At 42.5% G+C, this 24,558-nt stretch carries 20 protein-coding genes; 13 read left to right on the top strand and 7 right to left on the bottom strand.

The genetic code is table 11. The features are described 5' to 3' along the window. The 8 genes from H3U82_RS08840 to efeB form a co-directional block, all read left to right on the top strand. On the top strand, nucleotides 1–1,762 hold a 1,762-nt coding region (locus H3U82_RS08840), incomplete at its 5' end, for a YadA family autotransporter adhesin (protein WP_198210206.1). 978 nt (nucleotides 1,763–2,740) lie between these two features. Further along, a complete protein-coding gene (locus H3U82_RS08835; RefSeq protein ID WP_025331585.1) occupies nucleotides 2,741–3,097 on the top strand; it encodes a hypothetical protein in 357 nt (118 codons plus the stop codon). A gap of 587 nt (nucleotides 3,098–3,684) precedes the next feature. Then, complete coding sequence (locus tag H3U82_RS08830) at nucleotides 3,685–4,230, top strand: iron transporter (RefSeq protein ID WP_025331586.1); 546 nt, start codon at nucleotides 3,685–3,687, stop codon at nucleotides 4,228–4,230. Between the two features lie 107 nt (nucleotides 4,231–4,337). After that, nucleotides 4,338–4,673 (top strand): cupredoxin domain-containing protein, encoded by a 336-nt coding sequence (locus tag H3U82_RS08825; protein WP_025331587.1) that lies wholly within the window; start codon nucleotides 4,338–4,340, stop codon nucleotides 4,671–4,673. Nucleotides 4,674–4,687: 14 nt separating this feature from the next. Further along, nucleotides 4,688–5,518, top strand: a complete 831-nt coding sequence (locus tag H3U82_RS08820) for an FTR1 family protein (RefSeq protein WP_100126132.1) — start codon at nucleotides 4,688–4,690, stop codon at nucleotides 5,516–5,518. A gap of 377 nt (nucleotides 5,519–5,895) precedes the next feature. After that, on the top strand, nucleotides 5,896–6,714 hold the full coding sequence (locus H3U82_RS08815) for an FTR1 family protein (RefSeq protein WP_198210204.1): 819 nt from the start codon (nucleotides 5,896–5,898) through the stop codon (nucleotides 6,712–6,714). Continuing rightward, on the top strand, nucleotides 6,701–7,594 hold the full coding sequence (locus tag H3U82_RS08810; protein WP_198210202.1) for an EfeM/EfeO family lipoprotein: 894 nt from the start codon (nucleotides 6,701–6,703) through the stop codon (nucleotides 7,592–7,594). Before H3U82_RS08815 ends, H3U82_RS08810 begins: the two co-directional genes overlap by 14 nt. 10 nt (nucleotides 7,595–7,604) lie before the next feature. Then, on the top strand, nucleotides 7,605–8,894 hold the full coding sequence (gene efeB / locus H3U82_RS08805) for an iron uptake transporter deferrochelatase/peroxidase subunit (protein WP_198210200.1): 1,290 nt from the start codon (nucleotides 7,605–7,607) through the stop codon (nucleotides 8,892–8,894). Between the two features lie 129 nt (nucleotides 8,895–9,023). Here efeB and pepN read toward each other — a convergent pair whose 3' ends face one another. Then, a complete protein-coding gene (pepN, locus tag H3U82_RS08800) occupies nucleotides 9,024–11,669 on the bottom strand; it encodes an aminopeptidase N (protein ID WP_198210198.1) in 2,646 nt (881 codons plus the stop codon). A gap of 159 nt (nucleotides 11,670–11,828) precedes the next feature. Then, entirely contained in the window at nucleotides 11,829–13,109 is a 1,281-nt protein-coding gene (locus H3U82_RS08795) for an MFS transporter (RefSeq protein ID WP_198210196.1), read from the bottom strand. Nucleotides 13,110–13,451: 342 nt separating this feature from the next. Here H3U82_RS08795 and H3U82_RS08790 point away from each other — a divergent pair, with 342 nt between their 5' ends. Then, complete coding sequence (locus H3U82_RS08790; protein ID WP_084587424.1) at nucleotides 13,452–14,852, top strand: amino acid permease; 1,401 nt, start codon at nucleotides 13,452–13,454, stop codon at nucleotides 14,850–14,852. A gap of 242 nt (nucleotides 14,853–15,094) precedes the next feature. On the opposite strand, the gene H3U82_RS08785 is transcribed toward H3U82_RS08790, so the two are convergent. After that, nucleotides 15,095–15,880 (bottom strand): thiazole synthase, encoded by a 786-nt coding sequence (locus H3U82_RS08785; protein WP_198210193.1) that lies wholly within the window; start codon nucleotides 15,878–15,880, stop codon nucleotides 15,095–15,097. Between the two features lie 537 nt (nucleotides 15,881–16,417). Here H3U82_RS08785 and H3U82_RS08780 point away from each other — a divergent pair. Together H3U82_RS08780 and H3U82_RS08775 are read left to right on the top strand one after the other, a co-directional pair. Then, nucleotides 16,418–16,924, top strand: a complete 507-nt coding sequence (locus H3U82_RS08780) for a MarR family winged helix-turn-helix transcriptional regulator (RefSeq protein ID WP_198210191.1) — start codon at nucleotides 16,418–16,420, stop codon at nucleotides 16,922–16,924. Further along, nucleotides 16,911–17,558: a peroxiredoxin gene (locus tag H3U82_RS08775; protein WP_096765851.1), complete on the top strand. Its 648-nt coding sequence runs from the start codon at nucleotides 16,911–16,913 to the stop codon at nucleotides 17,556–17,558. Before H3U82_RS08780 ends, H3U82_RS08775 begins: the two co-directional genes overlap by 14 nt. A 198-nt stretch (nucleotides 17,559–17,756) precedes the next feature. Here the strand turns inward: H3U82_RS08775 and H3U82_RS08770 are convergent, their stop codons facing one another. The 3 genes from H3U82_RS08770 to H3U82_RS08760 all read right to left on the bottom strand — a co-directional run bounded on the left by H3U82_RS08770 (nucleotide 17,757) and on the right by H3U82_RS08760 (nucleotide 19,959). Next, nucleotides 17,757–18,284 carry a DUF1440 domain-containing protein gene (locus H3U82_RS08770; protein ID WP_038649059.1) on the bottom strand — a complete coding sequence of 176 codons (528 nt, stop codon included), beginning with the start codon at nucleotides 18,282–18,284 and terminating at the stop codon, nucleotides 17,757–17,759. Nucleotides 18,285–18,649: 365 nt separating this feature from the next. After that, complete coding sequence (gene thiS / locus H3U82_RS08765) at nucleotides 18,650–18,844, bottom strand: sulfur carrier protein ThiS (RefSeq protein ID WP_198210189.1); 195 nt, start codon at nucleotides 18,842–18,844, stop codon at nucleotides 18,650–18,652. Then, complete coding sequence (locus tag H3U82_RS08760; RefSeq protein ID WP_198210187.1) at nucleotides 18,844–19,959, bottom strand: FAD-dependent oxidoreductase; 1,116 nt, start codon at nucleotides 19,957–19,959, stop codon at nucleotides 18,844–18,846. Before H3U82_RS08760 ends, thiS begins: the two co-directional genes overlap by 1 nt. A 169-nt stretch (nucleotides 19,960–20,128) precedes the next feature. Between H3U82_RS08760 and H3U82_RS08755 the strand changes: the two genes are divergently transcribed. Continuing rightward, the gene (locus tag H3U82_RS08755) at nucleotides 20,129–20,401 is read left to right on the top strand and encodes a DUF3079 domain-containing protein (protein ID WP_084548210.1); all 273 of its coding nucleotides are present in this window, start codon (nucleotides 20,129–20,131) and stop codon (nucleotides 20,399–20,401) included. 813 nt (nucleotides 20,402–21,214) lie between these two features. Here the strand turns inward: H3U82_RS08755 and pta are convergent. After that, nucleotides 21,215–22,912, bottom strand: a complete 1,698-nt coding sequence (gene pta, locus H3U82_RS08750) for a phosphate acetyltransferase (RefSeq protein WP_198210186.1) — start codon at nucleotides 22,910–22,912, stop codon at nucleotides 21,215–21,217. A 732-nt stretch (nucleotides 22,913–23,644) separates the two neighbouring features. On the opposite strand from pta, the gene H3U82_RS08745 reads away from it, so the two are divergent. Further along, nucleotides 23,645–24,463 (top strand): PQQ-binding-like beta-propeller repeat protein, encoded by an 819-nt coding sequence (locus H3U82_RS08745; protein ID WP_157785010.1) that lies wholly within the window; start codon nucleotides 23,645–23,647, stop codon nucleotides 24,461–24,463. Nucleotides 24,464–24,558 lie beyond the last annotated feature (95 nt).

Genomic DNA, 24,558 nt, shown 5'->3' with positions numbered 1-24,558 from the left:
CATCAGTAATCTGCAACGCGACGCACTGCAATGGAATGGTAATGCTTATGATGCCAGCCATGGTTCCGGCGCTGCCCAGAAGATTACCAACGTGGCTGCCGGTCAGCTGGCAGACGGTTCTACTGATGCAGTCAATGCCGGACAGTTATACAGTATTTCGTCTTCCATCATTAGCAGTGTATCAAGCTCAGTTGATCAGGTAGTTACTGAGAGCAGGACAACGATAGAAACGATGAACAAAGATATCAAAGCTGCTCAGGATGATATTAAAACTGCTCAGGATGATATTAAGACCTCAAAACGTTTGATTGACGAATTGCAGAAGAACTCAGTGCATTTTGACGATGGTACAACAGCCTTCTCAAATCAGCTGACTCGTGAAGCAAGCAACGAAAGAACCATTAGTGGAGTTGCAGACGGACGAGTAGACGCAACGTCTAATCAGGCAGTAAATGGTCGTCAGCTCTATTCGCTGTCCACTTCCACCTCAACCAGTCTGTCCAGCCTGCAGGATCAGCTTCACCTTGCTTCCGGCACCATACCGGCAGGAATATCCACAACATTGAGCTCATTACAGCTTAATGCCCTGCAATGGAACGGTTCAGCTTACGATGCCAGCCATGGCTCCGGCACTGCCCAGAAAATTACCAATGTTGCTTCTGGTGATACAGGCCAGAATTCAACAGAGGCAGTGAATGGCAGCCAGCTGTGGCAAATGAAAAATGAATGGAAACAGGATTTACAAAGTCTTTCCAGCTCAGTGGATACCAAGCTGGCACAAAACAGTGGTGGCGGTAATGCTTCTGCGATCAATGAAGCAACTGAAAAAGCCAATCAGGCTATTTCGGATACCCAGAAACTGTCTGCTTCAACAGCTGATGCCCTGTCTGCAGTAGCAGCCAGCCTGGGCGGTAATGCCAGCTACAACCCGCTCACCAGAGCCGGCACAGGTGGTTTCACTGCACCAAGCTATACAACCAGCAATGCTGATGGTACTGCGGTAACAGCCAATAATGTAGGCGATGCCATTAACAATCTGTATAACGGCGGCAGCAAATATGCAAAAGTTAATTCCACTCAGGCTGTGGCTTCAGCAAACGGAAGTGATGCTATTGCTGTAGGCGGTGCAGCAGCTGCCAGTGGTAAGGCTGCTGTAGCTATTGGTTCACAAGCAGCAGCCAGTGCAGAAAACGGCGTAGCTATTGGTAATCATGCCAGCGTTACTCAGAATGGCGGAATTGCGCTGGGTGCCAACTCTGTGGCCAATACGGCAGCAGGTATTAATGGCTACATTCCGGTTAGTGCCACAGCACAACAGGCAAGAGCCATTCAGGCAACCACCAGCACTCAGGCCGCTGTGTCTGTGGGTGACGCCGCCAATGGTGTTTACCGTCAGATTACAGGTGTCGCTGCAGGTACTGCTGACACTGATGCAGTCAATGTGGCACAGCTGAAAGGTGTTAATGCCCGCATGGAAAATATCAACCGCTACGTCAATGATGTTAACGACCGCGTACATCGTGTAGAACGGCGTGCCTATTCCGGTACTGCACTGGCCATGGCACTGTCTGGTGCTTATCTGCCGCAGTTAAATGCCGGTGAACAGACAGTAGGTGTAGGCATGGGTTCATATCATGGTTATGCTGCAGTTGGTATTAACTACAAAGCCACAAACAATACCGGTAAGTTCTCATGGGGTGCAGGTGTCTCCACTACCGGACGTGAAACCGGCTTTAATGCAGGTATAGGCTATAAGTGGTAATCATCAGATAAATAGCTTCAAAATCGGGCATACCAGTGTATGCCCGATTTTTTGCTGAAAATAACAAATAAAAGCATTGAGAAATTACATTATCCTGATACTAAAGACTGAATGATGAAATACCAGTTTTTTTAGTTATATCAATTCGCTTCTAATACCAATAAAACAACACTTTAAAAATAAAACTGTTAACCATTAAACAAAAAATATTGCAAATACACTAAATCGAAGAATATGCAGCCGGTTTCTGTTTATTATCCATTTATATTATTCAATAGTCATCACAGCCTGTTCAGCGAATATGGCTACAGTTAAAGATATTCTGTCCTGTATACAATAAGTAATTACACAATCGTCTGCTTAATCTCGCATTTATCATAAAAATATGCAAAATACATAACAGCCGGCAATACATGCCAAAAAAATAAAAACTGACTTTTCAGTCATAAAACAGACTTAATAATCCGGATAAACAAACCATTTTTACCCGGAATGAAAATGCATATCAGATAACTCATACATATATATGAGTCAATAATTGACAGTTCCCTGCTTTAGCGGCAAGATAAAGACGTTACGTTCAATAGCGTAACCAGCTTTGACAGGCTGAACAAAGAGGCAGACTTTTTGCTACTTACCAAAAAAGTAGCGTTGGTCTGTAAAAACCCATTGCCACCGCTTTTTTTCATGGTGGACAGTGGCAGGGAGGCTTTACGCCTACCGGTATACTCTTTGTCGGTCTGTCAACCCTGCCATTTGTCTGCCGCCATCTGTGTTTAACAGCACACTTGCGGTCTCATGATTAAAGAGAAGGGCAATGATATGAACATCTACAAAGCAAATCTCCCCTTTCAGAAACCACAATCTAACCTGTTTGTCCAAAAACTACTGACAATCAGGTGTCGTCCTGATACACAGATATACTACATACTTCATACAATTACTCATTCAGCATAAAATACAAAGGGAGAATAAACAATGAAACTTCTTGCGCCTGACAAGAATGCGCTATCCACAGCATTGCACGACAATCTACAACTGCAATACCCCTTTGCACTTTATTATATACAACAAACTACATCACTCGGCAGCCAATGGCATAACGAACCAGAGGAAATTACCGAATATACAGCCTATATCCTGTCACCCTATATCATCAAAGCCGACTCAGACTGGCAGGATAGCGGGTTGCTGGTTTTCAAGCCCTGTAACAGCATCATCAGTGCCGAAACCCTGGTATTTTCATTCTGCAAACAGCATAACTGGGAACCCCTGCTCTGGCAAGGGATAGAACCCATAGCACAACAAATATGGCAGGCAGTACACAGAACCTAATCATTTTCTGCTTATAGTAATTTCACCATAGGCGACTATTTTCGATAACTGTTTATTCATACCACCAAACCAGCCCGAACAGTTTTCTACTTCAAACTAACACATACCAATTAAAGTACTATCCGGAATCTGTTCCGGCTGATCATTTCCATAACCAGCGCTATCACAACCACAAGCTTAATTTAACATTACTTAACTTATATATCAATAGTTTGCCTACACCACAACAGCAAATAATTTAGAAATTCCTCCATCAGTTTTCCGGTTGGTAACGACCAGATTAAGATTGATAACAGCTGAAACCATTTCCAGCCGGCGTTTTCAGCTTTTTTAATCTATATATTTATTAATAAAGGATATATTCAATTGTCAATTTAGATTTGTTATTTATAAGACACTTTTACGGACAACCTCAAAAAATTACTGTTATTTGCACCACAATAAATAACAATAAACACCAGTAAAAAACATAATTTAATTATTTTCTAACATTGGTAAAAGGAGTATATTGATAATCCTTATCAATTGATATGCAGTCATATCTGATTCAATTTGTCTCAATATGAATAAAATAGGGAAATTATAAAATGCTGTTACAAAAAATTGCTATCGCCAGTGCCGCTCTTGTATCAATGGCAGCCTTTGCTCAGGAATACCCCATGGGCAAACCTATTATTAAAAACGGAATGGAAATTTCCGGTGTATATCTGCCGCCTATTACTATGGACACTGATGGCATGGATCACAGTAATATGCATTTGCCGGCCAGCAAATCCGACGTGCACATGGAAGCCGATATTCATGCAACAGAAGGTAATCCTAACGGCTTTGCCGAAGGAGACTGGATTCCCAATCTGAATATAGAATACTCCATTACCAAACTGACTAAAGGCAAATTCGAACATTCAGGTAAATTCATGTCTATGGTTGCCAATGATGGTCCCCACTATGGTGACAACATCAAACTGAATGGTCTGGGCAAATATCGTGTTACCTACCGTATCTCCCCACCAACAGCCAACCAGATGGCTCGCCATATTGACAAAGAAACCGGCGTAGCACCATGGTTCAAACCATTTGAAGTCAGCTGGGATTTTGATTATGCCGGTGTAGGCCGCAAAGGCAGCTATTAATCGCATTTAGCTGGCTGTGATCAGGGATTATTCTAGTTTCAACTGGCTGAATAATCCCTTATTACATTATTACTGCCACAACACCTTTCACTGTAAGAATATCTGTTATGAAAAAATTTCTTCTTATCTTATTGGGTTTATGCAGTCTTATGTTTTCATTTTCAGCCATTGCTGACGATAAAGTCACTCTGGAACTGAAAATGAAAGATGGTGATCTGATTCCCCTGACCCTCAATGCACCGGCCAACAAAATTATTCGCATTAAGGTTACCAATATTGGCAAAGGTCCCGTCGAGTTTGAAAGTACCCAGCTGGTCAAAGAAAAAGTACTCGCCCCGGGTGCTTCATCAGTGGTCGTCATCGCCCCGAAAAAACCCGGTACCTATATCTTTTTCGATGACTTTCATCTGAATAAGCCCAAAGGGCAGTTAATAGTAAAATAAAAGCAGGAAATACAATGGGACAAACAATTTTTGTCGTCTGGCGTGAATGTTTCGAAGCATTACTGGTTGTCGGCATTATTTATGCATGGATTAAACGTAATCCTGACAATAGCCATGGTATGCGTTATTTGTTTGGCGGTGTCGGGCTTGGCGTACTGATTTCTGTCATACTGGCATTAATCATCAACGGCGTATTCAAAGCGCTTACCGATGACCATCAAACCATGTTTATGATGGGCATGTCTGCTGTTGCCTGCATACTGATTGTGCAAATGGTGTACTGGATGAACAAACACGCCCGAAATATGAAATCATCCCTGGAACAGGAAATGGCACAACAGGTAGCCCGCAATTCTTGGTGGGGAGCTCTGTTTATTATAGCCATTGCCATTGCCCGTGAAGGCAGTGAAATTGTCGTATTTCTGTCCGGCCAGATTATGCAGCTGAACAGTCAAAATTACTCCGATTTCTGTCTCGCCGTACTTATCGGCATAGCAGTATCTGCCCTGACATTTTATGCTTTTATTCTAACCAGCCGCTTCATCCAATGGAAAAAGTTTTTTACCATAACCGGTATTGTCCTGTTATTTCTGGCCATTTCATTATTGCTGAGAGCTGTTGAAGACGGTACCAATATGCTGCTGGAGCATGATGTATCAATTCCTGATTTCCTCATTAGCCCGGCATGGGATACATCACATTTTATTGACGATAGCGGTCTGATTGGCAGTTTTGCTTCCTCACTGTTTGCCTACCGCTCCCAGCCAATGTGGATTAGCGTCATTACTTTTGGTGTATTCTGGTTATTAATGGCTATATTGTTTTTAAGGAAAAAATCCAAATAAGGCAAAACCTGCTACATATCTGATTTACTTACTTTGGGCATGTGCCGGTTATTTCTTCAGCATATGATTTACCGGCACCATTCAATCATGATTTGAGTGTTTTTATACAGCCTTATCCTTCTCTAGCATTACTGATAACTAGCTCAGGCTGAAAATCATGCCCCAGCACTTAACACCCTTACCAACCATATCTATTACTTGCTGCAATATGGTGAATACGAACAAAAGATATATCACGTTTGTCCCCCTTCTGTCACAATAAAAAGTAATCGGTGCAATGCTTCATCAGTTGCTACCATTGCACTGAAAAACCCTGTATAAATTTCAATCGGAACAGGTCTTTAATCAATTAATTTTAAAATAAAACGAGATATAGAATGGAACAAACCTTTTTTATTGTCTGGCGTGAATGCTTTGTAACACTGATTGTTGTCGGCATTATTTACTCATGGATTAAGCATAATCCGGACAGCAAAAGCGGAATGCGCCATCTGTTTAGCGGCTTGATACTTGGTGTACTGTTCCTGGCAGCAATTATCGGTGGTGTGTTCAGATATATTCCCGATAAAAATCAAAAAATGCTTATGATGAGCATATTGCTATTGATTACTTTACTGACATTTTTAGTAGTGTTTTTGATGTTTGACTATATCCTGAGCATGGGATCAGCACAGGAACAGATAAAAGCTCAGCAGATGGCACGTTCATGGACAGCAGCCATGTTCATAGCAGCACTTACCATTGCCTGTGCAGGCAATGAAGTTATCTTATGGTTGTCCAGTCAGATCAGACAGCTGAATAATCCTGATTATACTAATTTATGCCTTGCGGTCATTCTCGGCATTGCAGTATCTGCCCTGACATTTTATCCATTTGTTGTAATCAGCCGCCGCATGCAGTTGAAAAAATACCTTATCATAACCAGTATTATAATGTTAGTTCTGAATTTCCCCCCATATGTCAAAGCAGGTGTATATCTGTCGGCACACAATGAACCCCTTCCTGATATTATGATGTGGCCGGCAGTGAAAATCTCACATTTTATTGACAATAGCTTTCTGTCCGACAGCTTTCCTGACTTAATTTCTGCCTATAATTCGCCGCCTGTATGGTTTAGCATCATTTCATTTATTAGTATTCTGCTATTAATCGCCATACAGCTCTTCTTAAGGAAAATTTTAAATGACACAGAATAAGTTCTGTACACTATTTATTATTTGCTCTTTACTGATGCCTGCCATTGCTGCAGCACATGGTTTGCGGGCACCAATTATCAATGATTCTAATGCTGTAGTCGCAAAAGGGGATATTCCCACTCCGGAAAAATACCAGTCAGCAATTCGTAATTATCAGCAGGAAGTTGTACTGCAACTAAAAACCACTCAGCAATATCTTAATGCGATTAAGAATGCCTGCAAAAACGGACAGCTGCAACAGGCGCAACAAAATTATATCCGTGCCCATCAGAGTTACGAACAAGTACGGGTTATCGTCAAACTGTTTGGTAATGCTGACCAGAATATTAACTCGCGCGCTGATTATTATCTGCAAGGTACCGATGATCCGAATTTCAGCGGTTTTCACCGTTTAGAATATGATTTATTTAAACTCAAAGACCTACAGCAAGCACAGGCAGAAAACAGCAATCTGCAATATGAAATTATTGATTTACAAAAACGTGTAGCTGCCGATGATCTGGATATTGCCAAAGTAGTTCAGTCAGCATCCGACTTTCTGGAAATGATTCTGCAAACCAAACTTGCCGGCAAAGAAAATCAGTATAGCCACAGTGATCTGGCCGATATCCATGCCAATGTAACCGGTTCAGCACAAATCATGCAGCATCTGCAGAGCTTTATTCCGGCAGAGCAGCGTAAAGCACTGAATCATGGTTACCAGCAGATTTTTGCCATTCTGCAGCATTATCAACTGCCCCAGAACCAATTCCAAAGTTTCAGCCGGCTCAGTCAGACAGATCACGATATCCTGTATTCCTTACTAAGTACGCAGACAGCACGGCTGGCCCAGCTTAGGGCGCAACTAAGTATTCGTGTTTATTATAAATATCCTCATTAAGGTTTAAGTTATGTCTAAAAATACCTTCAGACATCAGCCTGTCTCAGCTGCCTCGCCTGAAGACAATCCGGCCAGCACTACGCGACGCAATAGCATGAAAATACTGCTGGCCGGAGGGCTGGGTATCGCCAGTCTTAGCGCCATCAAAGCAGCCAATGCAGCCGGCAACTGTACTCATGATTACAATCAGGCCGTTGATTACTGGGGTAGCCATCAGGCCGGCGTAATCACCCCCGACACCAAAGAAGCTATCTTTGTTGTCTTCAACGTTACTGTAAAAAACAAAAAAGAGCTGCAACAGTTATTCCAGCGGATTTCACAACGTATTGCCTATCTCACCAGACCACAAACACTCACAGCAGGAAAAAATGACCAGCTTCCTCCGGCAGAATCCGGGCTGCTGGGTCATAATCTGTCTCCCGACTCACTGACAATTACCCTGGCCGTGGGTGCCAGCCTGTTTGACCAGCGTTTTGGTCTGTCTCAGCTCAAACCCAAAAAACTGATTCCTATGCCCCGCTTTCCCAACGACCGGCTGGAAAAAGCATGGTGCGGCGGAGATTTATCAATCCAGTTCTGCGCCAACAGCCGCGAAAGTGTCATTTATGCCCTGCGCGATCTGATTAGTCATTGTAATCAGTATATGGTGCCGGTATGGAAAATGGACGGATTTCTGCCGGCCAGAGATATCGACAATCACACTACCGCTATTAATCTGTTTGGTTTTAAAGACGGTACCGGTAATGGCTCCATTAGCGATAGCAAACTGATGGATGAACTGGTATGGGTAACCAAGAACAACCAGGAACCGGCATGGTGTCTGGGCGGCAGTTATCAGGCAATCCGTCTGATTCGCTTCAATCTCGAATTCTGGGACAGAACCCCGCTGGAAGATCAGGAAAATGATTTTGGCCGTTACAAAACCAGCGGAGCACCCATTGGTATGCAACATGAAATGGATGACCCGAAAATGAACAGTGACCCTCATGGCGACCGTATTCTGTTTGATTCACACATGCGCCGTGCAGAACCACGTATTCCTGAACGGCATGTAGCCAAACTGCGCCGGCGCAGTTTCAGTTACTCTCTGGGTGTATTACCCAACGGTCAACTTGATATGGGTCTGATTTTTGTTGCCTATCAGAACGACCTGAAAAAAGGTTTTATTGATACCCAGAATCGCCTGAATGGCGAACCGATGGAACGTTATATCAAACCATTCGGCGGCGGATTTTTCTTTGTTTTACCGGGAATGGCCAAAGAAAATGACTATCTGGGCAGACTGCTGCTTGAAGGATAAACAGTACCAAGACAGATATTTTTAAGTTTATAAGGCTTAAAAAATAAAATACTGAAATAAAAAAGCACTACAGCATCAACTGTAGTGCTTTCATTTATCTGGCTTATCACTAAATAAATCAGCAATTCCTCAGCCACCTAATATTTTATCTACAATTTCACGGCTGTCTTTGGACAACCCGTCATGTTTTTGAATCCGCTGTAACTGCTCGGCCATCAAGGCTTTGCGGTGCGGTTCCAGCCGACCGTACAGATTAAATGCCTGTACCAGACGAGAAGCCACCTGCGGATTAAATCCGTCAATGTGCAATATATGCTCAGCAATAAAACGGTAACCACTGCCATCGGCCGCATGAAAGTGCTGAATATTCCGGCTAAAGCTACCCAGTAAAGAACGTACCTTATTCGGATTTTCTAAGCTGAAAGCGTGGTTCTGTAATGCTGCCTGCACCTGTTGCAAAGTATCCGTCCGCTGGCTGCTGCCTATCAGAGTAAAATACTTATCCATGACCAAATCATCATGAGCATGGCGCTGAGCAAACTGGTCTAATAACTCATTACGCTTTGTATCAGCCAAATGATTAATGGCCAGAAGCATTCCGAATTCATGCGTCATATTGGTAGCCCGCTGCGGATACTCAGCAGCAATGCTTTGCAATAATTCTGCTCTGGCCTGTACGCCCCATTGCAGTAAAGTATTGCGCAGGCTGCGAATACCGGCCAGATCAGGATGGTATTCCTGCGGGGCAGCATGTTTACTGTTCTGCTCCTGCTCATCAGCCCACTGACGCCAGTGTGTCAGTGTATCCTCCATACTGCAAGCCAGATCCTGCAACAGTGCCTGACGTGCACGAACATACAGCTCGGGATTAATACTCTGAGCATCTTCCCACAATTCTGCTTCAGCCGGCACCTGCAACAATACTGCCTTATACGCCGGATCAATATCAGCATTCAGTGCCGCCGTAATGGCCTGAGCCAGCGCAGCATGATGTGGTACAGGCTGACCAGCTTCAAGCGCAGCCAGATTTACCGTAATGGCACGCCGGTACAGAGTTTGTGCTGCTTCCCAGCGGGCAAAAGAATCACTATCATGCGCCAGTAACAGCATTAAATCAGCATCACTATAGGGATACTCCAGTCTCACCGGAGCACTGAATCCGCGCAATAATGACGGTATGACTTCTTGTGTTACATCATTAAAGACAAAAGTCTGCTCAGCCTGATTAAATACCAGTACTGTTTCTTCAACCACAGAATCACTGTTATCCAGCCGGAACGAAACTGGTGAGCCATCTTTACCGATTAAACCGGCTTTTACCGGAATCACCATTGGCTGTTTTTCATTCATATCCGGTGTGGGCGGAATAGATTGCTGCAAATGCAGACTAAATGTACGTTTTTCCGCATCATATTCACCACGTGCTTTAACCTGCGGTGTACCGGCCTGACTGTACCACAACGCAAACTGTTCCAGATTAACACCATTGGCATCGGCCATAGCAGCACGAAAATCGTCACAGGTAACAGCCTGTCCGTCATGCCGCTGGAAATAAAGCTGCATTCCTTTCTGAAAACCGGCTTCACCGAGAAGAGTATGGTACATACGTACCACTTCGGCACCTTTTTCATACACAGTCAGTGTATAGAAATTATTCATTTCCTCGTATGAAGCCGGTCGTACCGGATGTGCCATCGGACCGGCATCTTCCGCAAACTGCATACTGCGCAATACTCTGACATTATGAATACGGCGAACAGCTCTGCTGGCCCGGTCGGCTGAAAATTCCTGATCACGAAAAACGGTCAGCCCCTCTTTCAGCGACAACTGAAACCAGTCCCGGCAAGTGACCCGGTTACCTGTCCAGTTGTGGAAATACTCATGCCCGATTACACCCTCTATCGCCTCAAAATCAGCATCTGTAGCTGTATCACTGCTGGCAAGCACATATTTGGTGTTGAAAATATTCAGGCCCTTATTTTCCATGGCGCCCATATTAAAATCACCAACAGCCACCACCATAAAAATATTTAAATCATATTCCAGATTAAAGCGCTCTTCATCCCACTGCATGGCATGCTTCAGCGACTCCAGAGCAAAACCTGCCTTAGCACGGTCTTCCGGACGGGTATAAAATTTCAGCGCCACTTCTTTACCGCTACAGGTAGTAAAACTGCCTTCGAGCACCGCCAGCTTGCCTGCTACCAGAGCAAACAGATAGCTTGGCTTGGCAAACGGGTCACGCCAGCATACCCAGTGACGACCATTATCCAGCTCACCACTATCAATCAGATTACCGTTAGACAGCATAACCGGATACTGTTCTTTGTCACCAATAATGGTGGTGGTAAACTGGCTCATGACATCCGGACGGTCAAAGTAATAAGTAATTTTACGGAAGCCCTCCGGCTCATTCTGGGTATACAGATTATCACCGGATTCATATAAACCCATCAGCGTTTTATTTTGTGCCGGATACAGTCTGGTCGTGATTTCCAGTACAAACTGTCTTTCCGGTACCGTATGAATAATCAGCTTTTCATCTGCCACAGCATACTCATGCGGATATAAGGATTTACCATCTAAAACAATCTGCAATAGTTCCGCACTGCCATCAAGCACACAAGGTTTTTGCGTCTGCTTTGGTACAACAGTCATACGATTGATTACTGTGGTATAAGCTTCGTCCAGAGTAAAAGTCAGATTAATATCTGCCACCGCAAAATCCGGTGCCTGATAATCTTTAAGATAATGAACCACTTTTTCTTCACTCATCATTAACACTCTTTATTCAAATCTGTTTTGGTTATTGTACGACTGCCATCAATACAATCAACCTCATCATGCCCTGTCCGGCAACATAATTATCTTTAAATACGGCCATGTTCGCCGTTCTCAATTCCTGCCGGCTATTAATAGCAGAATTGGCAATTATTATTCATATTTAACCTGATAACGACCACCGTTATCAGAACTATCATTTTTTTTCAGCATAGATAACAATAAAGAGGCAGCTGCTGATAATGCCATCCATATAGCAACAAAACAGATAACCGGAAAATAACTACCGCAATATACCCGCAGCAAACCACCTAGCCAGGCGGTTAATAAACCGCTAATCTGATGAATCAGAAAAAATGCACCAAAAATAAAGCCTTTATACCGATAACCGAAAATAGAACCGGCCAGACGGGATATAATAATGACGGTTCCCATATAAGTTATTCCGAAAAAAATCCCGAACAGCGGTACCATCATTGGTTCCGACCACAGAGCCAGTGCCATGAGCGTTATACAACGCACGATATACAGCAGACACAGCAATAAAGGCAGAGATACTTTTTTAGCCACCAGATAACCAATCAGTACACTGCCCACGGCTTCCGCCAGCCCCAGCAAACTCAGTGAAGTACCGGTAAACAGATTGGCGGTTTCATTCTGGCTTAATATTTCCTGTATTGTCGGAACATAATGTACATCAATAAAAATCATTGACGTACCGCAGCCGGAAAAAGCTAAGGCAGACAGCACAAACCGACGGTCCAGATACCAGTAACGGGGTAAAGGTGCGGTAATATTCGGGCTGACCGGCTTAGGCTTAGATGATATATTTGCTGACTGCACTGCTACTTTTTCAGGCACCCAGATACCTTCCATCCAGTTCAGCAATGCCGGAACAATAGCCAGACAGGCAAATACACCGGCCAGAATAGCACAAAGCATCGGCCATGAAATAAACCCGTCCAGATAAATCCACAGAGGAGACAATATCATCAGACCGGCAGCGATGCCGTTAGTGGCCAGCACATACGCAAACTGGCGCCGCTCAGGTATTACATATCTGTCAATCAGAATACTGACCGGTACAAAAGTCAGTGCAGCAACCGCATATGCAGCCAGCAGCAGAAACCCCAGCACAAAAGTCATGAAATTATTATTAGAGGAAAACAGCAAAAATGCGCAGGCAGCTGCCAGCATTCCCGATAACAGAACATGACCAGCACCACAACGGTCACACAGCTTACCGACTAATGCTGAGTAAATACCTTGCGCAAGGCCAAAAAAACCACCAACCAGAGCCATTGTTTCAATACTCACAGCATAATGATCTACCAGACTGGTAAAATAAACCTGATAAACCCCTTTTATGGCTGTGCTGATAAACATCACAATAAAACCATAGCCCACCACTAATCCGGTCTGGATTGCGCGCATGGACAAGCTCTCCTTCCTTATTTATCTGTTATTATGTCTTTTTATACCGGTCTAAAACCGGTAACACCATCACCTTAATACAACAGCCTCTCATTCTCAACAACTATATTCAGATATTGCCGGCAACAACAATAAACTGTGATAAAGTATTACAAATTCGAACCGGTATGTACCGGTAAAAATGCTTATATCAATAAATGTATATAAGCATAGTGATGAACCAGTCTGTGGTTAGCAGCATATATATTTATCATAATTAACTTTATATCAACGTATACACTTCTAAAAATAAAACCATGTTTTCTATTTTTGTTTTGTTTTCCAGTCTGTAAAGGATACACCATGAGCCGACCACCTGAGTTAAAACGCACACTGAAAAACCGACATTTACAATTGATTGCTATTGGTGGCGCAATCGGCACCGGTCTGTTTATGGGTTCAGGCCGTACGATCAGCCTGGCCGGACCATCTGTGTTGTTTACCTATATAATCATCGGCGCATTTCTGTTTTTTGTGATGCGTGCCATGGGTGAATTACTGCTGCACAATCTGCATTACAAATCTTTTGTCGATTTCACTACCGATATCCTGAATCCGACTGTAGGTTATTATGTCGGCTGGTCATACTGGTTTTGCTGGGTAGTGATTGGTATGGCAGATATTGTAGCGATTACCGGTTATACTCAGTTCTGGTGGCCGGAAGTGCCATTATGGCTGCCCGGCATTATCTGCATTGCCATCCTGCTGGCGCTGAATCTGTTATCGGTCAAACTCTTCGGCGAACTGGAATTCTGGTTTGCCCTGATTAAAATTCTGGCGATTCTCGCACTTATCGGCTGTGGCGGCTATTTATTACTAACCGGCTTTACCAGCCCCAGCGGCATTCAGGCTAAAATCAGCAATTTATGGTCTTACGGCGGTTGGATGCCTCATGGCTGGTCAGGTTTTTTTGCCGCATTTCAGATTGCTATCTTTGCTTTTGTCGGCATTGAGCTGGTCGGTACCGCTTCAGCCGAAACAGATGATCCAAATACCACCCTGCCGGCTGCCATTAATAAAATACCGGTGCGTGTCATTATTTTCTACGTACTGGCACTAACCATTATTATGACGGTTACCCCGTGGAATATGGTCGCTCCAGACCGTAGTCCGTTCGTCAATATGTTTACACTGATCGGCATCAGTGCTGCGGCCACTATTATTAATTTTGTTGTACTCACCTCTGCACTGTCTTCCGCCAACAGCGGTATGTATTCTACCGGCCGTATGCTGTACGGTCTGTCAAAAAACGGTGTTGGTCCGAAGGCTTTTGCGCAGCTGTCCGCCAACGGAGTGCCGCAAAACGGTCTGTTATATTCTTGTGCTCTGCTGCTGATTGGCGTTGTTCTGCTTTATGCGGAAGGCGACGTAATGAAAGTATTCACGATTGTCACCACCGTATCCAGTATTTGCTTTATTTTTGTATGGGCAGTCATTCTGATTGCCTATCTACGCTACCGCCGGCTTTATCCTGAAGCGCATGCGCGCTCAGTTTACAAAATGCCTCTGGGTATACCCATGTGTTATGCCACTCTGATATTTTTCGTTTTTGTCCTATATCTGTTCAGTCAGGATAAAGATACGCTTACCGGTCTGGTCGCCACACCAGTGTGGTTTATTCTGCTGACCATGTTCCTGCCTTTATATCGTCAGCAACTGAAAAAACGCATTACCTATACCGATACAGACCATCCGAATCATTAGTATCCAAAAATCTGTCCTGATTAATTACTATCTGCATCAATTAAACAGGACAGAATAATCAATAAAAGACCTAAAGCTTACATACGCTTTAGGTCTTTTATTGAATACTAATCTTAATCAGTTTGCTGCTCTTCAATTCAATATGTTATTGGGGGATAACTTTCCTTATCGGGAAGCCGTTAAGCAATAACCGCTAAGCCATTTCACACAAAATCAGTATTCAGTGACAAATGAAAACATAGTTAAGCATAGTGCCAGAAAGGCTGTCCGACCTGAGGTGTAGAGGCTTGTGCATTGTCCCGCGGTACTACCGGATCCGCTTCATAAGCCATTCTTCCTGCATTAATAGCCAGTGCAAACGCTTCTGCCATCATCACCGGCAAGCCACTACGTGAAACTGCGGTATTCAGCAATACCCCATCAAAACCCCACTCCATTACTTTTGCCGCATGCGAAGGTAAGCCTAGCCCTGCATCGACAAGCAGAGGAATATCCGGTAAGCGTTCACGCAGGACATGCAAAGCATATTCATGTACCGGTCCCAGACCGGTACCAATCGGTGCAGCCCATGGCATCAGTGCCTGACAACCGGCATCCAGCAAGCGACGGCAGGCAATCAAATCTTCAGTACAATATGGCAGTACCTTGAAACCCTCTTTAATCAGGATTTCGGCTGCACGCACCAGCTGAAATACATCCGGCTGCAAGGTATCATCATCACCAATCAGTTCAAGCTTGATCCAGTCTGTTTCAAATACCTCGCGAGCCATCTGCGCAGTTGTTACCGCCTCTTCTACACTCAGACAACCGGCGGTATTAGGAAGAATCGGTACAGCCAGCTCCTGCAACAATCCCCATATACCCTGCCCATGCTCTGCCGAAGTTGCGCTCTGACGGCGTAAAGCAACCGTAATCATGGCCGGCTGCGCTTTCCTTACTGCCGTACGCAGTATTTCAAGAGTGGGATAAGCAGCAGTGCCTAACAACAAACGACTATTAAACTTTTCATCATAAAGTTGTAAAGCCATATTCACTTCCCCCGTTAACATAAAAAATAAAAATCTTCCAACTACAAGCGATAAAGGCAAACTGCACAAAGCATTTATACTTTATAACAAAAACAATAACTTTTCACTTATTTTCACTTAAAACAACATTTGTTACTATTACCCGGTGCATATATATAATTATCATAATTAATATTTTTATTTCAAATATCAAAGCACCGCACATATAACTTTTATCATGATAGGAAACAAAAACCCTGTGTAATGAATGTCATGGTAAATATCAGCCCTAATAAATGAAAACATTTGCAGCTTCTCTTTCTGCCGGCATGGTTACGACAATTCAATTTATCCTAGCCATCAAGCAAAAAATTTCAGAAATATCCAAGAAAACAAATAAATTCTTAATTACTAGAAACATCCGGAAAACAGCAAACACAGCCATTCATATTAATTTACCATAACAATACGATTCTGAAATTATTGACAATAATTTTCCTAGTCTATACTATAATTAACAAATAGTAAGGTCACTAACTAATTTAAAAAAATAACCGTATGCAACTTGAAAACCGTTATTTATCCTTTTGTAACGTTCTGGAAAAAGAAAAAATTGCAGATCTGGATAAAATTAAGACATGCTTTACTCTATTATCCGTTGCAAACACTATTGATATTGAATGCGCCAAACGTCTGCAGCAATTTCATTTATCTGAAAGCAGGCTGATTATTTTAGTATTGTTAAAAGAATATCCTGAGCTGTCATTACAAGAAATTGCTAAATTATTAGGCATAACCAAAGCATCAACAACAACACTAATCAGCTCACTAGTTAATGAAAAACTGATTTCAAAAAGAACTGCCAGTCAGGATAAAAGAATTTCCCTCGTCTCATTAACTGATACCGGCACTAAACTGGTTAAAGAAATTCTGCATCATCACAGCCAGTGGATAGAAAAAATAACCCAAAATTTATCTGCTGAAGAATTAACGATATTTAAAAAAATTCTGCAACAAATTCATCAAAACGTTTCACAACAGGAAAGTCATAATGAAAATAATTGAAGAACTAAAATCAATACAGCAAGATATGTTTACCCAGTTACCTGCAGAAGTATTGAATGTAATGGGAAATTCATTATCAGAAATGCTTACGCAGAATTTAGATTGCCATGCCATAAAAAGCGGAGATACCGCACCAGATTTTTCTCTGGTAGCGCCAAATAATCAAAAAATCGAACTCTATAAATTACTGGAGACAAAATCAGTCATTCTCAGTTTTTTCCGGGGCAGCTGGTGTCCGTTTTGTGTTAAAGAATTAGAACACTTTAACCAAAATCTGAAATTAATCCTCGATACTCAAGACGTTCACTTTATCGCTATTTCTCCGCAAAAACCTGATATCAGCGCTCAATTAATACAGGAACACAATATTAATCTGACTATTTTATCGGATACGGGTAATCAGATAGCCAAACAGTACGGTCTGGTATTTACCTTACCTGAGAATGTCAGAAATTTATACAAAAACTTAGGTGCAAATCTGCCTGATTTTAATGGTGATGACAGTTATCAGCTGCCCATACCAGCCACTTATATTATCGACCAAAATAAAAAAGTTATCTTTTCCTATATCAATGTCAATTACATGGAAAGAGCTGACACTTCGGAACTAATCAAAGCACTGAAAAAAGATTAAGCCTGCCATCATCATGATTTCATCCATCACAAAGCACTAAAGCCAGCAGGCTGAAGTGCTTAACATAATGCCCGTGCATGTCTGTATCATCAGGAATAGCGGCTAAATAATATTTTCCCGATTGTTACAGATATACACGGGCATCGTATCCGGTCTTAAGCATATAAGCCGGTACATCATGCATAAATCAGATGAGTTTTACTGAAACTCAGGATCCGGTTTTTCGGTCAGGCGGTTACGCAGATCGCGGCGGAAGATTTCAATTGTCCACATCCATAATAGCGTACCAACAAGTTCAGAAAACAATTCATCAAACGGCAGATTCCATGGTGCCGGAGATAAATTCAGCACCGGCAGCATAATACCGTGAAACAGAATGGTTACACCAATACCAAAAGCCAGACCCTGCCATAATTTAACTTTAGGAAAAATTTCAGCAGCCATACAGTAAATAATAGCCCATACAATTGAAAACAGAATATGTATGGTACTACCACCCCAGTTCACTAACTGATCTGAATAGATGTAAACCATGCTGTGAATATCAATACCCATATCCTGAATCATCTGAATGGGCGGTGCTATACGATCCGGGGTTCGTGGCGGCATTATTCCTTCCGTACCTGATTTCACAAATGCAGAAACCAGACCGCCCATAATACCGGCAAAAAAGGCTACACCGTAATTGCGACTGGATGGTTGTGTGCGAGTAAACAGATTAGACATAATTATTTCCTCTTAATGTAATAATGATTACTTTTTTTTCTATTAATTAACCCAAAATTGGGGTCGCAAGTGTAAATGCATATTTAATGCTAAATCAAGTAAATTTACCCTCCGAATATCTCTCCAGCAGAGCATAAATAACTGTTTAAAAATCTGAATGGCTGTTTAATCAGCAATATACTGATTTTGTATACCGGAAAATCCATATACCTCTCATCGAATTTTCACTGCTCAAATCACCAATTCATTTATAGATAAACAAAGTAAATTATTCTTCCCGGCAGGTATAAACCGGCTGTTGCCAGATAAGCAAAAACCCTGTATCAAACAGGGTTTTCAAAATAAAACTTAACTACCGGCTGGTACTACCCGCCCACTACCGGTCTGACAATATCCACTTTATCCTGCGGCTGCAACTGATAAACAGAATATTGTTTTTTGGATATAAAACAAGTATTTACCGAAACCGCAAATGGTGATTCCGGCATCAGCTGCTCCAATAGTTCAGCCACAGTATTACCATTAAAATCAATTACATCATCATTAACACTAATATCCATTAATCTGTTTCTCCATTGTCATTTTCCGGTAAAACATCAATATGATAGCGTGCCGGAGCATCCGGAATGGATTGCTGCTGCATTAAGGCCTGTAATACCCGTACTGTTGCAATACTTACTGCCGGCGAAATCATAAAACCGTGCCGGAACAGACCATTTACAGCCACTACATGATTTTGCTTATCATAACGTATTTCCGGGCTCTCGTGATTAAGTGTCGGGCGCAGTTCAGCCATACTTTCCAAAATCCTTGCTTCACCGAATGCCGAATGAACAGTATGCAAAGCAGACATCAGCTCCAAACCGCTGCGCACACTCAGATTACTGTCATCTTCACTTTCAATCTGTGTAGCACCGATAACAAACAACTTATTCTGTTTGGGTGCAATATAAATAGGATAGCGCGGATGCAATATCCGTACCGGACGATTAAGCTCAATATCAGGCGCATAAACCCGCAGCACCTCTCCCCGTACCCCGCGCAGACGGCTCTGACCATGGCTATTCCAGTTACTTTTGCCGCCATAGCCGCGGCAATCCAGCGTCCAGTGAGCCAGACCGGCACATTCAGCCAAATCACTGCTCTGCTCCCAGTGACAGCTAACCTGCTTTTGCTCGATCACATCGGCCAGAGCCAGTAATGTCTGGCGATTATCCAGCTGCCCCTCGGTCGGTAAAAACAGTCCCTGCTTAAAACGTCCGGCCAGCTGTGGTTCATGCTCACTGATTGCCTGTTTATCCCACATCTGCCAGACGCTGTTATCCTGATGGGCACGCTGCAAGTGATTAGTAAATTGTTTTGCTAAGGCACGATCCTGCGGATGCCATACAATCAATGAACCATTTTGCTGCATAAATACCGGTGTCGGAAACGAATCCACCCACTGGCGCCAGACAGGCAGACTGGTATAACCCAGTTGTACCACAAGAGGCGTTGCTTCTACTGCCTCAGCTGTAGGTGCCAGCATAGCTGCCGCTGCAAAAGCAGCAGCGCCTTCACCATTACGTTTACCGGCATTAAATAATATTACTTTACAACCCTGCTCTGCCAATAACCAGGCAGTCAGACGTCCCAATAAACCGCCTCCCAGCACTGCAACATCATATTGTTTCATCGTGCACCCATTTTTGTTGACTAGAATCTGTATTCAATTTCAGTCTGCATCCGGTACCATCAGCACCTCATCCAGACAAAATATTACACGGTTTTCATTTAACCGTTCCTTGAATAAAACTATCTCAGCAGGTATAACTTCATATTAATCGTCACAAGTTTGCATCATCATGGCCAAGGTTTTTCCGTTACACCCGAAACATCCCGAACGAATCTGCTGGGGTTGTGATAAATATTGTCGTGCTGATGATTTGCAATGTGGTAATGGTTGCATCCGTATCCCGCATCCCTGCGAAGATTTCGGCGAGCAATGGTATCTGGACGGAGACTGGTCTGGCTTGCTTTCAGAAGCACAGCGCGAACAAATTGCCGCCGCCGGTAAACCCTCTTTACCGGAAGAGAAACCACATAAACCGCATATCAAACTGGCGTTAAAAAAGTAAGCTGTCCCTAATGTAACAGCAAATACACTTCCCTGTCAGAACCCATGTCGCAAAAAAACAATTTCTTTAATCCAGCTCATAAATTTGAAACACAGCAGCATAAGGTGCACATCAAGCTAAGTTAATTCAGCATGAACCGAACTGAGCATTAAACTAAATTTATGATTAAAAATCATATTGATATATTTGCAAACCAGATACAAGATTGAAAACATACCGGAAAAATTACCACGCTATCCATATTACAGAAAATAGTGGCTGTGCAATACACAATAGAAATGATTCTGAATGACGATATTACAGTATAAAAACTGTATTCTGGTAAAATTCCAAACCTGTATATAATTTATTTAAAATAGTAAATTCTTTCAGATAAACCAATACCTGAAACAATATTGCAAATAGTGACCAGCAGCGGGCAGCAACCTAGCCGGCATGTGTGCACAGAAATGGTTTTTAGATCAAAATAACAGCAGATAAAAATAAAACGCCTGCAAATATCTGCAGGCGAGTATTTAATACCGTAATATTTCCTCTATTTTTAAATTATGCCTCTGTATTCTTGGCTTTTTTCAGATCATCGTCTGTGTAATAGACTGTAATTTATGAATTCAATTTTGACAATAGTTTGTAAATATATAGCACCAAAAGACAACAATCTACCTTTTTATAACTAAAATTAGAAATAATATTTCTCAAAAGAATAGATTTATTAAAAGTTATTACCAAAAATTAAAAACAGACAAATGATATTACTATCATCTGTCTGCTGTATAACAAAATTACAATGCCTGCGGGCTTGTAATATCTTGCCTAGTTCATCTGTACTGCCTGAATTGCCGTCAGTGCAATGGTATACACAATATCTTCAATCAGGGCACCGCGTGACAAATCATTTACCGGTTTATTCAGCCCCTGCAACATCGGACCGACACTCAGCACATGTGCACTGCGCTGTACTGCTTTGTATGTAGTGTTACCCGTATTCAGATCTGGGAATACAAATACAGTTGCCTGACCGGCTACCTTGCTGTCCGGTGCTTTCTGTTTGCCCACACTTGGTACGCTGGCAGCATCATATTGTAAAGGACCGTCAATATGTAAATCAGGACGTTTTTGCTGTGCCAGTTTGGTTGCTGCGGTAACAGTTTCAACATCAGGACCACTGCCGGACGAGCCAGTAGAATATGAAATCATCGCTACTTTGGGTTCAATACCGAATGCTTTAGCAGAATCGGCAGACTGAATAGCAATATCAGCCAGCTGTTCGGCTGTAGGATTCGGATTAACAGCACAGTCACCATATACCAGCACCTGATCCGGCATCAGCATAAAGAATACACTGGATACCAGACTGGCCCCCGGCGCAGTTTTAATCAGCTGCAAAGCCGGACGAATAGTATTGGCCGTTGTATGTACAGCACCGGATACCAGACCGTCTACATCACCGGTAGCCAGCATCATTGTGCCCAGAACTACCGTATCCTGTAACTGTTCAGCAGCCTGTTCCGGAGTCAGACCCTTGCTCTTTCTCAGTTCGACCATCGGAGCAATATAACGTTCACGGATACTGTCAGGATCAATAATTTCCAGAGATGCAGGCAAAGTAATGCCTTTAGCCTGAGCCACTGCTTCCACTTCTGCTTTTTTGGCCAGCAGAACACAACGGGCGATACCTTTATTTTCACAAATTGCAGCCGCAGCAATGGTACGCGGTTCATTGCCTTCAGGCAGAACAATGCGTTTATTCGCCGCACGGGCACGTGCCATCATCTGATAGCGAAACGCTGCCGGTGCCAGATGTGTTGCTACAGGTTTCGCCAGTTCGCTACCCAGCACATCTGCATTTAATTGTGCCGCTACCGCTTTAGCAGCTTCCTGTGCCTGTGCAACCTGTACATCTGCCGGTACAGTAACCAGACCGATACATTCCAGCTGCTTACCATGTTTAGCCAGTTCAGCCTGAACATCCGCCGTAAAACCGGCAGATGGTACATTCTGTGCATCAGCAGTTAAAATAAATCCACTGATTTCAGTATGTCCGTGTGCATAATCATGCAAAGTCAGTTGTAATTGCGCAGCCACCGCCGCTGCTGTCTGACCGGCCACTGCTGCGACCAGAATTACCCGGGCATTCAGTGCAGCCGCAATTTTCACATTCTGTGCCGGCAGATATGTACGGCCTGCTTCAGGTATTGCACCTTCAATAACAACAACATCATGTTTAATTTCGTCCATCTCGTGGAAAGCAGCAACAAATTCTTCTACTACATCATCTGCCTGTCCCTGATATACACGTTCATCCAGATTACTCAGCGACTGCGGTACCGGTAATTTCTGATTCAATACAACCTGTACAAGTTCAGATGTATTATCCTTAGCCACATCTTCAGCAATTGGTTTAAAGTACAAAGGCACGTGACCTTTTTGTACAAATACCTGCGCCACGCCCAAACCTACAGCAGTTATATTTGTCTGAGTTCCTGTCGGCACCAGCAAAAATTGTGACATAAACATCCCTTTCATTTAAATTACACTAGCAGCAAATACTGCACTTATCTTATCGTTAACGATTATAATTTACTTCGCTGCGCTATATTATAAGTTACATCAACTTTTGCATGAAAAAACATAAGCCGGCCGGATATTGCAACCACTAACCAAGTCATAAGTCATTATCTGTTCAATTATTTCCTGCCTGAATCAGGCAGCAGCACCAGCACAGCATTACTAATTTTTACTCAAAAATCATTATAAAAAACATTAGCTTGAACTAATAAAATCATCCAAATCTGTCAAATAACTGTATATGTTTATTTTTGCTATTGCTGAGTTTCGCCTTTGATATTTATTTTATATCGCTAATTTCGTATTTCTGTATTTTCTGTTTTTTATATACGCTTTTGACAGGCTTTATTCATGCATTATTTGGGCATTTAAATTTTAGAGAATGATGATGGCAAATTATGAATCATTTATTTCTGACTCTTGCCCAGAAAATAGCTATACCGGCTTTCGCTTTAAGTAAGCCATAGCATTGCAGAAAAAAAAGCTAAGTAATTTTTGCTTAGTAAGCTTAAGCATGAATAATGGCCATTAGCAATTTCTCAGCTATTCTGAGTGTTATGGTGTTCACATTTCTTTAGCTTTTAGCGGGTACTCATGATGAAAAAACTCTCCTTATATACCATTGTTTTTGCTTGTCTTGCTTTATGTACTTTATATTTATACGGAAGGAGCAATATGGTCAGCTCAACAACCGGAGCAACTGCATCCAATACGTCAGCAAATAATACTACCAGAGCAGCTGCATCCAAAATATCAGCAGATAATACTGCCGGATTAACCACCGTAGCAGCTTCTTTTGATGCGCCCACAGGCATTGCTTTTGATAGCTCAAATGCCATGTATGTTACCAACTGGTCTGGCAATTCAATCACTAAAATAACCGCGGACGGTGAGCGTAAAACTATTTATTCCAATATTTCTTCTCCTGCCGGTATTGTAATTGATGCAGAGGATAATATTTACGTATCATCATACAGTGATGACTATATTCTCAAAATAACTGCTGACGGCAAAGCTGAAAAAATTTCTGATGGCTACCATACTCCGACAGGTATTGCTTTTTCCAATTCTGGAAATTTACTGATTACCAACCGCTCCACCGGAGAAATTGTGTCTCTTGATTTAAACAACCGTCGCAAGGAAATTATTGCACGCGGTCTATCCACTCCGGTTGGTGTAACACAGTTACCGGATAACAGTTTGGTTGTTTCCCAGTATAGTGGTCGCCTGACCTTAATCCGCCCGAATGGTCAGCAAACAGAGCTGGGCAAAGACTTCAACCGGCCGGGAGTAGGTATTGTCACCGTTTCGCCAAATATGGTTGCCGTGATTGATAATGGTGCTGATATGGTACGCACAGTTGATATTAAAACCGGGACTGTACGTAAATTAGTTACCTCTTTACCAGGAGCAGTAGCATTGGCTTTACATAATAATCGCTATTACATAGGTACATGGCAGGATGGTACTGTTTATGCTTTTAATCCTAAATAGTTCAAACTAGACATTAGTTTCAATAAACTGTTCAAACCAGTTTCTAAAACAAAACCTGAATGGCTTTCATTCAGGTTTTGTTTTTACATAAGCAT

Source organism: Snodgrassella sp. W8132, assembly GCF_016100865.1.
Classification (GTDB): Bacteria; Pseudomonadota; Gammaproteobacteria; order Burkholderiales; family Neisseriaceae; genus Snodgrassella; species Snodgrassella alvi.
Note: the sequence above shows the minus strand (reverse complement) of the source record. Positions and strands in the feature narration are given on the sequence as shown.

What these genes read in the sequence shown, in the direction of transcription:
- H3U82_RS08835 (WP_025331585.1), top strand. Translation starts at nt 2,741, where the DNA reads ATGAAACTTCTTGCGCCTGACAAGAATGCGCTATCCACAGCATTGCAC.
- efeB (WP_198210200.1), top strand. Translation starts at nt 7,605, where the DNA reads ATGTCTAAAAATACCTTCAGACATCAGCCTGTCTCAGCTGCCTCGCCT.
- thiS (WP_198210189.1), bottom strand. Translation starts at nt 18,844, where the DNA reads ATGGATATTAGTGTTAATGATGATGTAATTGATTTTAATGGTAATACT.
- H3U82_RS08795 (WP_198210196.1), bottom strand. Translation starts at nt 13,109, where the DNA reads ATGCGCGCAATCCAGACCGGATTAGTGGTGGGCTATGGTTTTATTGTG.
- H3U82_RS08810 (WP_198210202.1), top strand. Translation starts at nt 6,701, where the DNA reads ATGACACAGAATAAGTTCTGTACACTATTTATTATTTGCTCTTTACTG.
- H3U82_RS08825 (WP_025331587.1), top strand. Translation starts at nt 4,338, where the DNA reads ATGAAAAAATTTCTTCTTATCTTATTGGGTTTATGCAGTCTTATGTTT.
- H3U82_RS08775 (WP_096765851.1), top strand. Translation starts at nt 16,911, where the DNA reads ATGAAAATAATTGAAGAACTAAAATCAATACAGCAAGATATGTTTACC.
- H3U82_RS08770 (WP_038649059.1), bottom strand. Translation starts at nt 18,284, where the DNA reads ATGTCTAATCTGTTTACTCGCACACAACCATCCAGTCGCAATTACGGT.
- H3U82_RS08790 (WP_084587424.1), top strand. Translation starts at nt 13,452, where the DNA reads ATGAGCCGACCACCTGAGTTAAAACGCACACTGAAAAACCGACATTTA.
- H3U82_RS08745 (WP_157785010.1), top strand. Translation starts at nt 23,645, where the DNA reads ATGGTCAGCTCAACAACCGGAGCAACTGCATCCAATACGTCAGCAAAT.
- H3U82_RS08820 (WP_100126132.1), top strand. Translation starts at nt 4,688, where the DNA reads ATGGGACAAACAATTTTTGTCGTCTGGCGTGAATGTTTCGAAGCATTA.
- H3U82_RS08780 (WP_198210191.1), top strand. Translation starts at nt 16,418, where the DNA reads ATGCAACTTGAAAACCGTTATTTATCCTTTTGTAACGTTCTGGAAAAA.
- H3U82_RS08755 (WP_084548210.1), top strand. Translation starts at nt 20,129, where the DNA reads ATGGCCAAGGTTTTTCCGTTACACCCGAAACATCCCGAACGAATCTGC.
- H3U82_RS08785 (WP_198210193.1), bottom strand. Translation starts at nt 15,880, where the DNA reads ATGGCTTTACAACTTTATGATGAAAAGTTTAATAGTCGTTTGTTGTTA.
- H3U82_RS08760 (WP_198210187.1), bottom strand. Translation starts at nt 19,959, where the DNA reads ATGAAACAATATGATGTTGCAGTGCTGGGAGGCGGTTTATTGGGACGT.
- H3U82_RS08830 (WP_025331586.1), top strand. Translation starts at nt 3,685, where the DNA reads ATGCTGTTACAAAAAATTGCTATCGCCAGTGCCGCTCTTGTATCAATG.
- pta (WP_198210186.1), bottom strand. Translation starts at nt 22,912, where the DNA reads ATGTCACAATTTTTGCTGGTGCCGACAGGAACTCAGACAAATATAACT.
- H3U82_RS08815 (WP_198210204.1), top strand. Translation starts at nt 5,896, where the DNA reads ATGGAACAAACCTTTTTTATTGTCTGGCGTGAATGCTTTGTAACACTG.
- pepN (WP_198210198.1), bottom strand. Translation starts at nt 11,669, where the DNA reads ATGAGTGAAGAAAAAGTGGTTCATTATCTTAAAGATTATCAGGCACCG.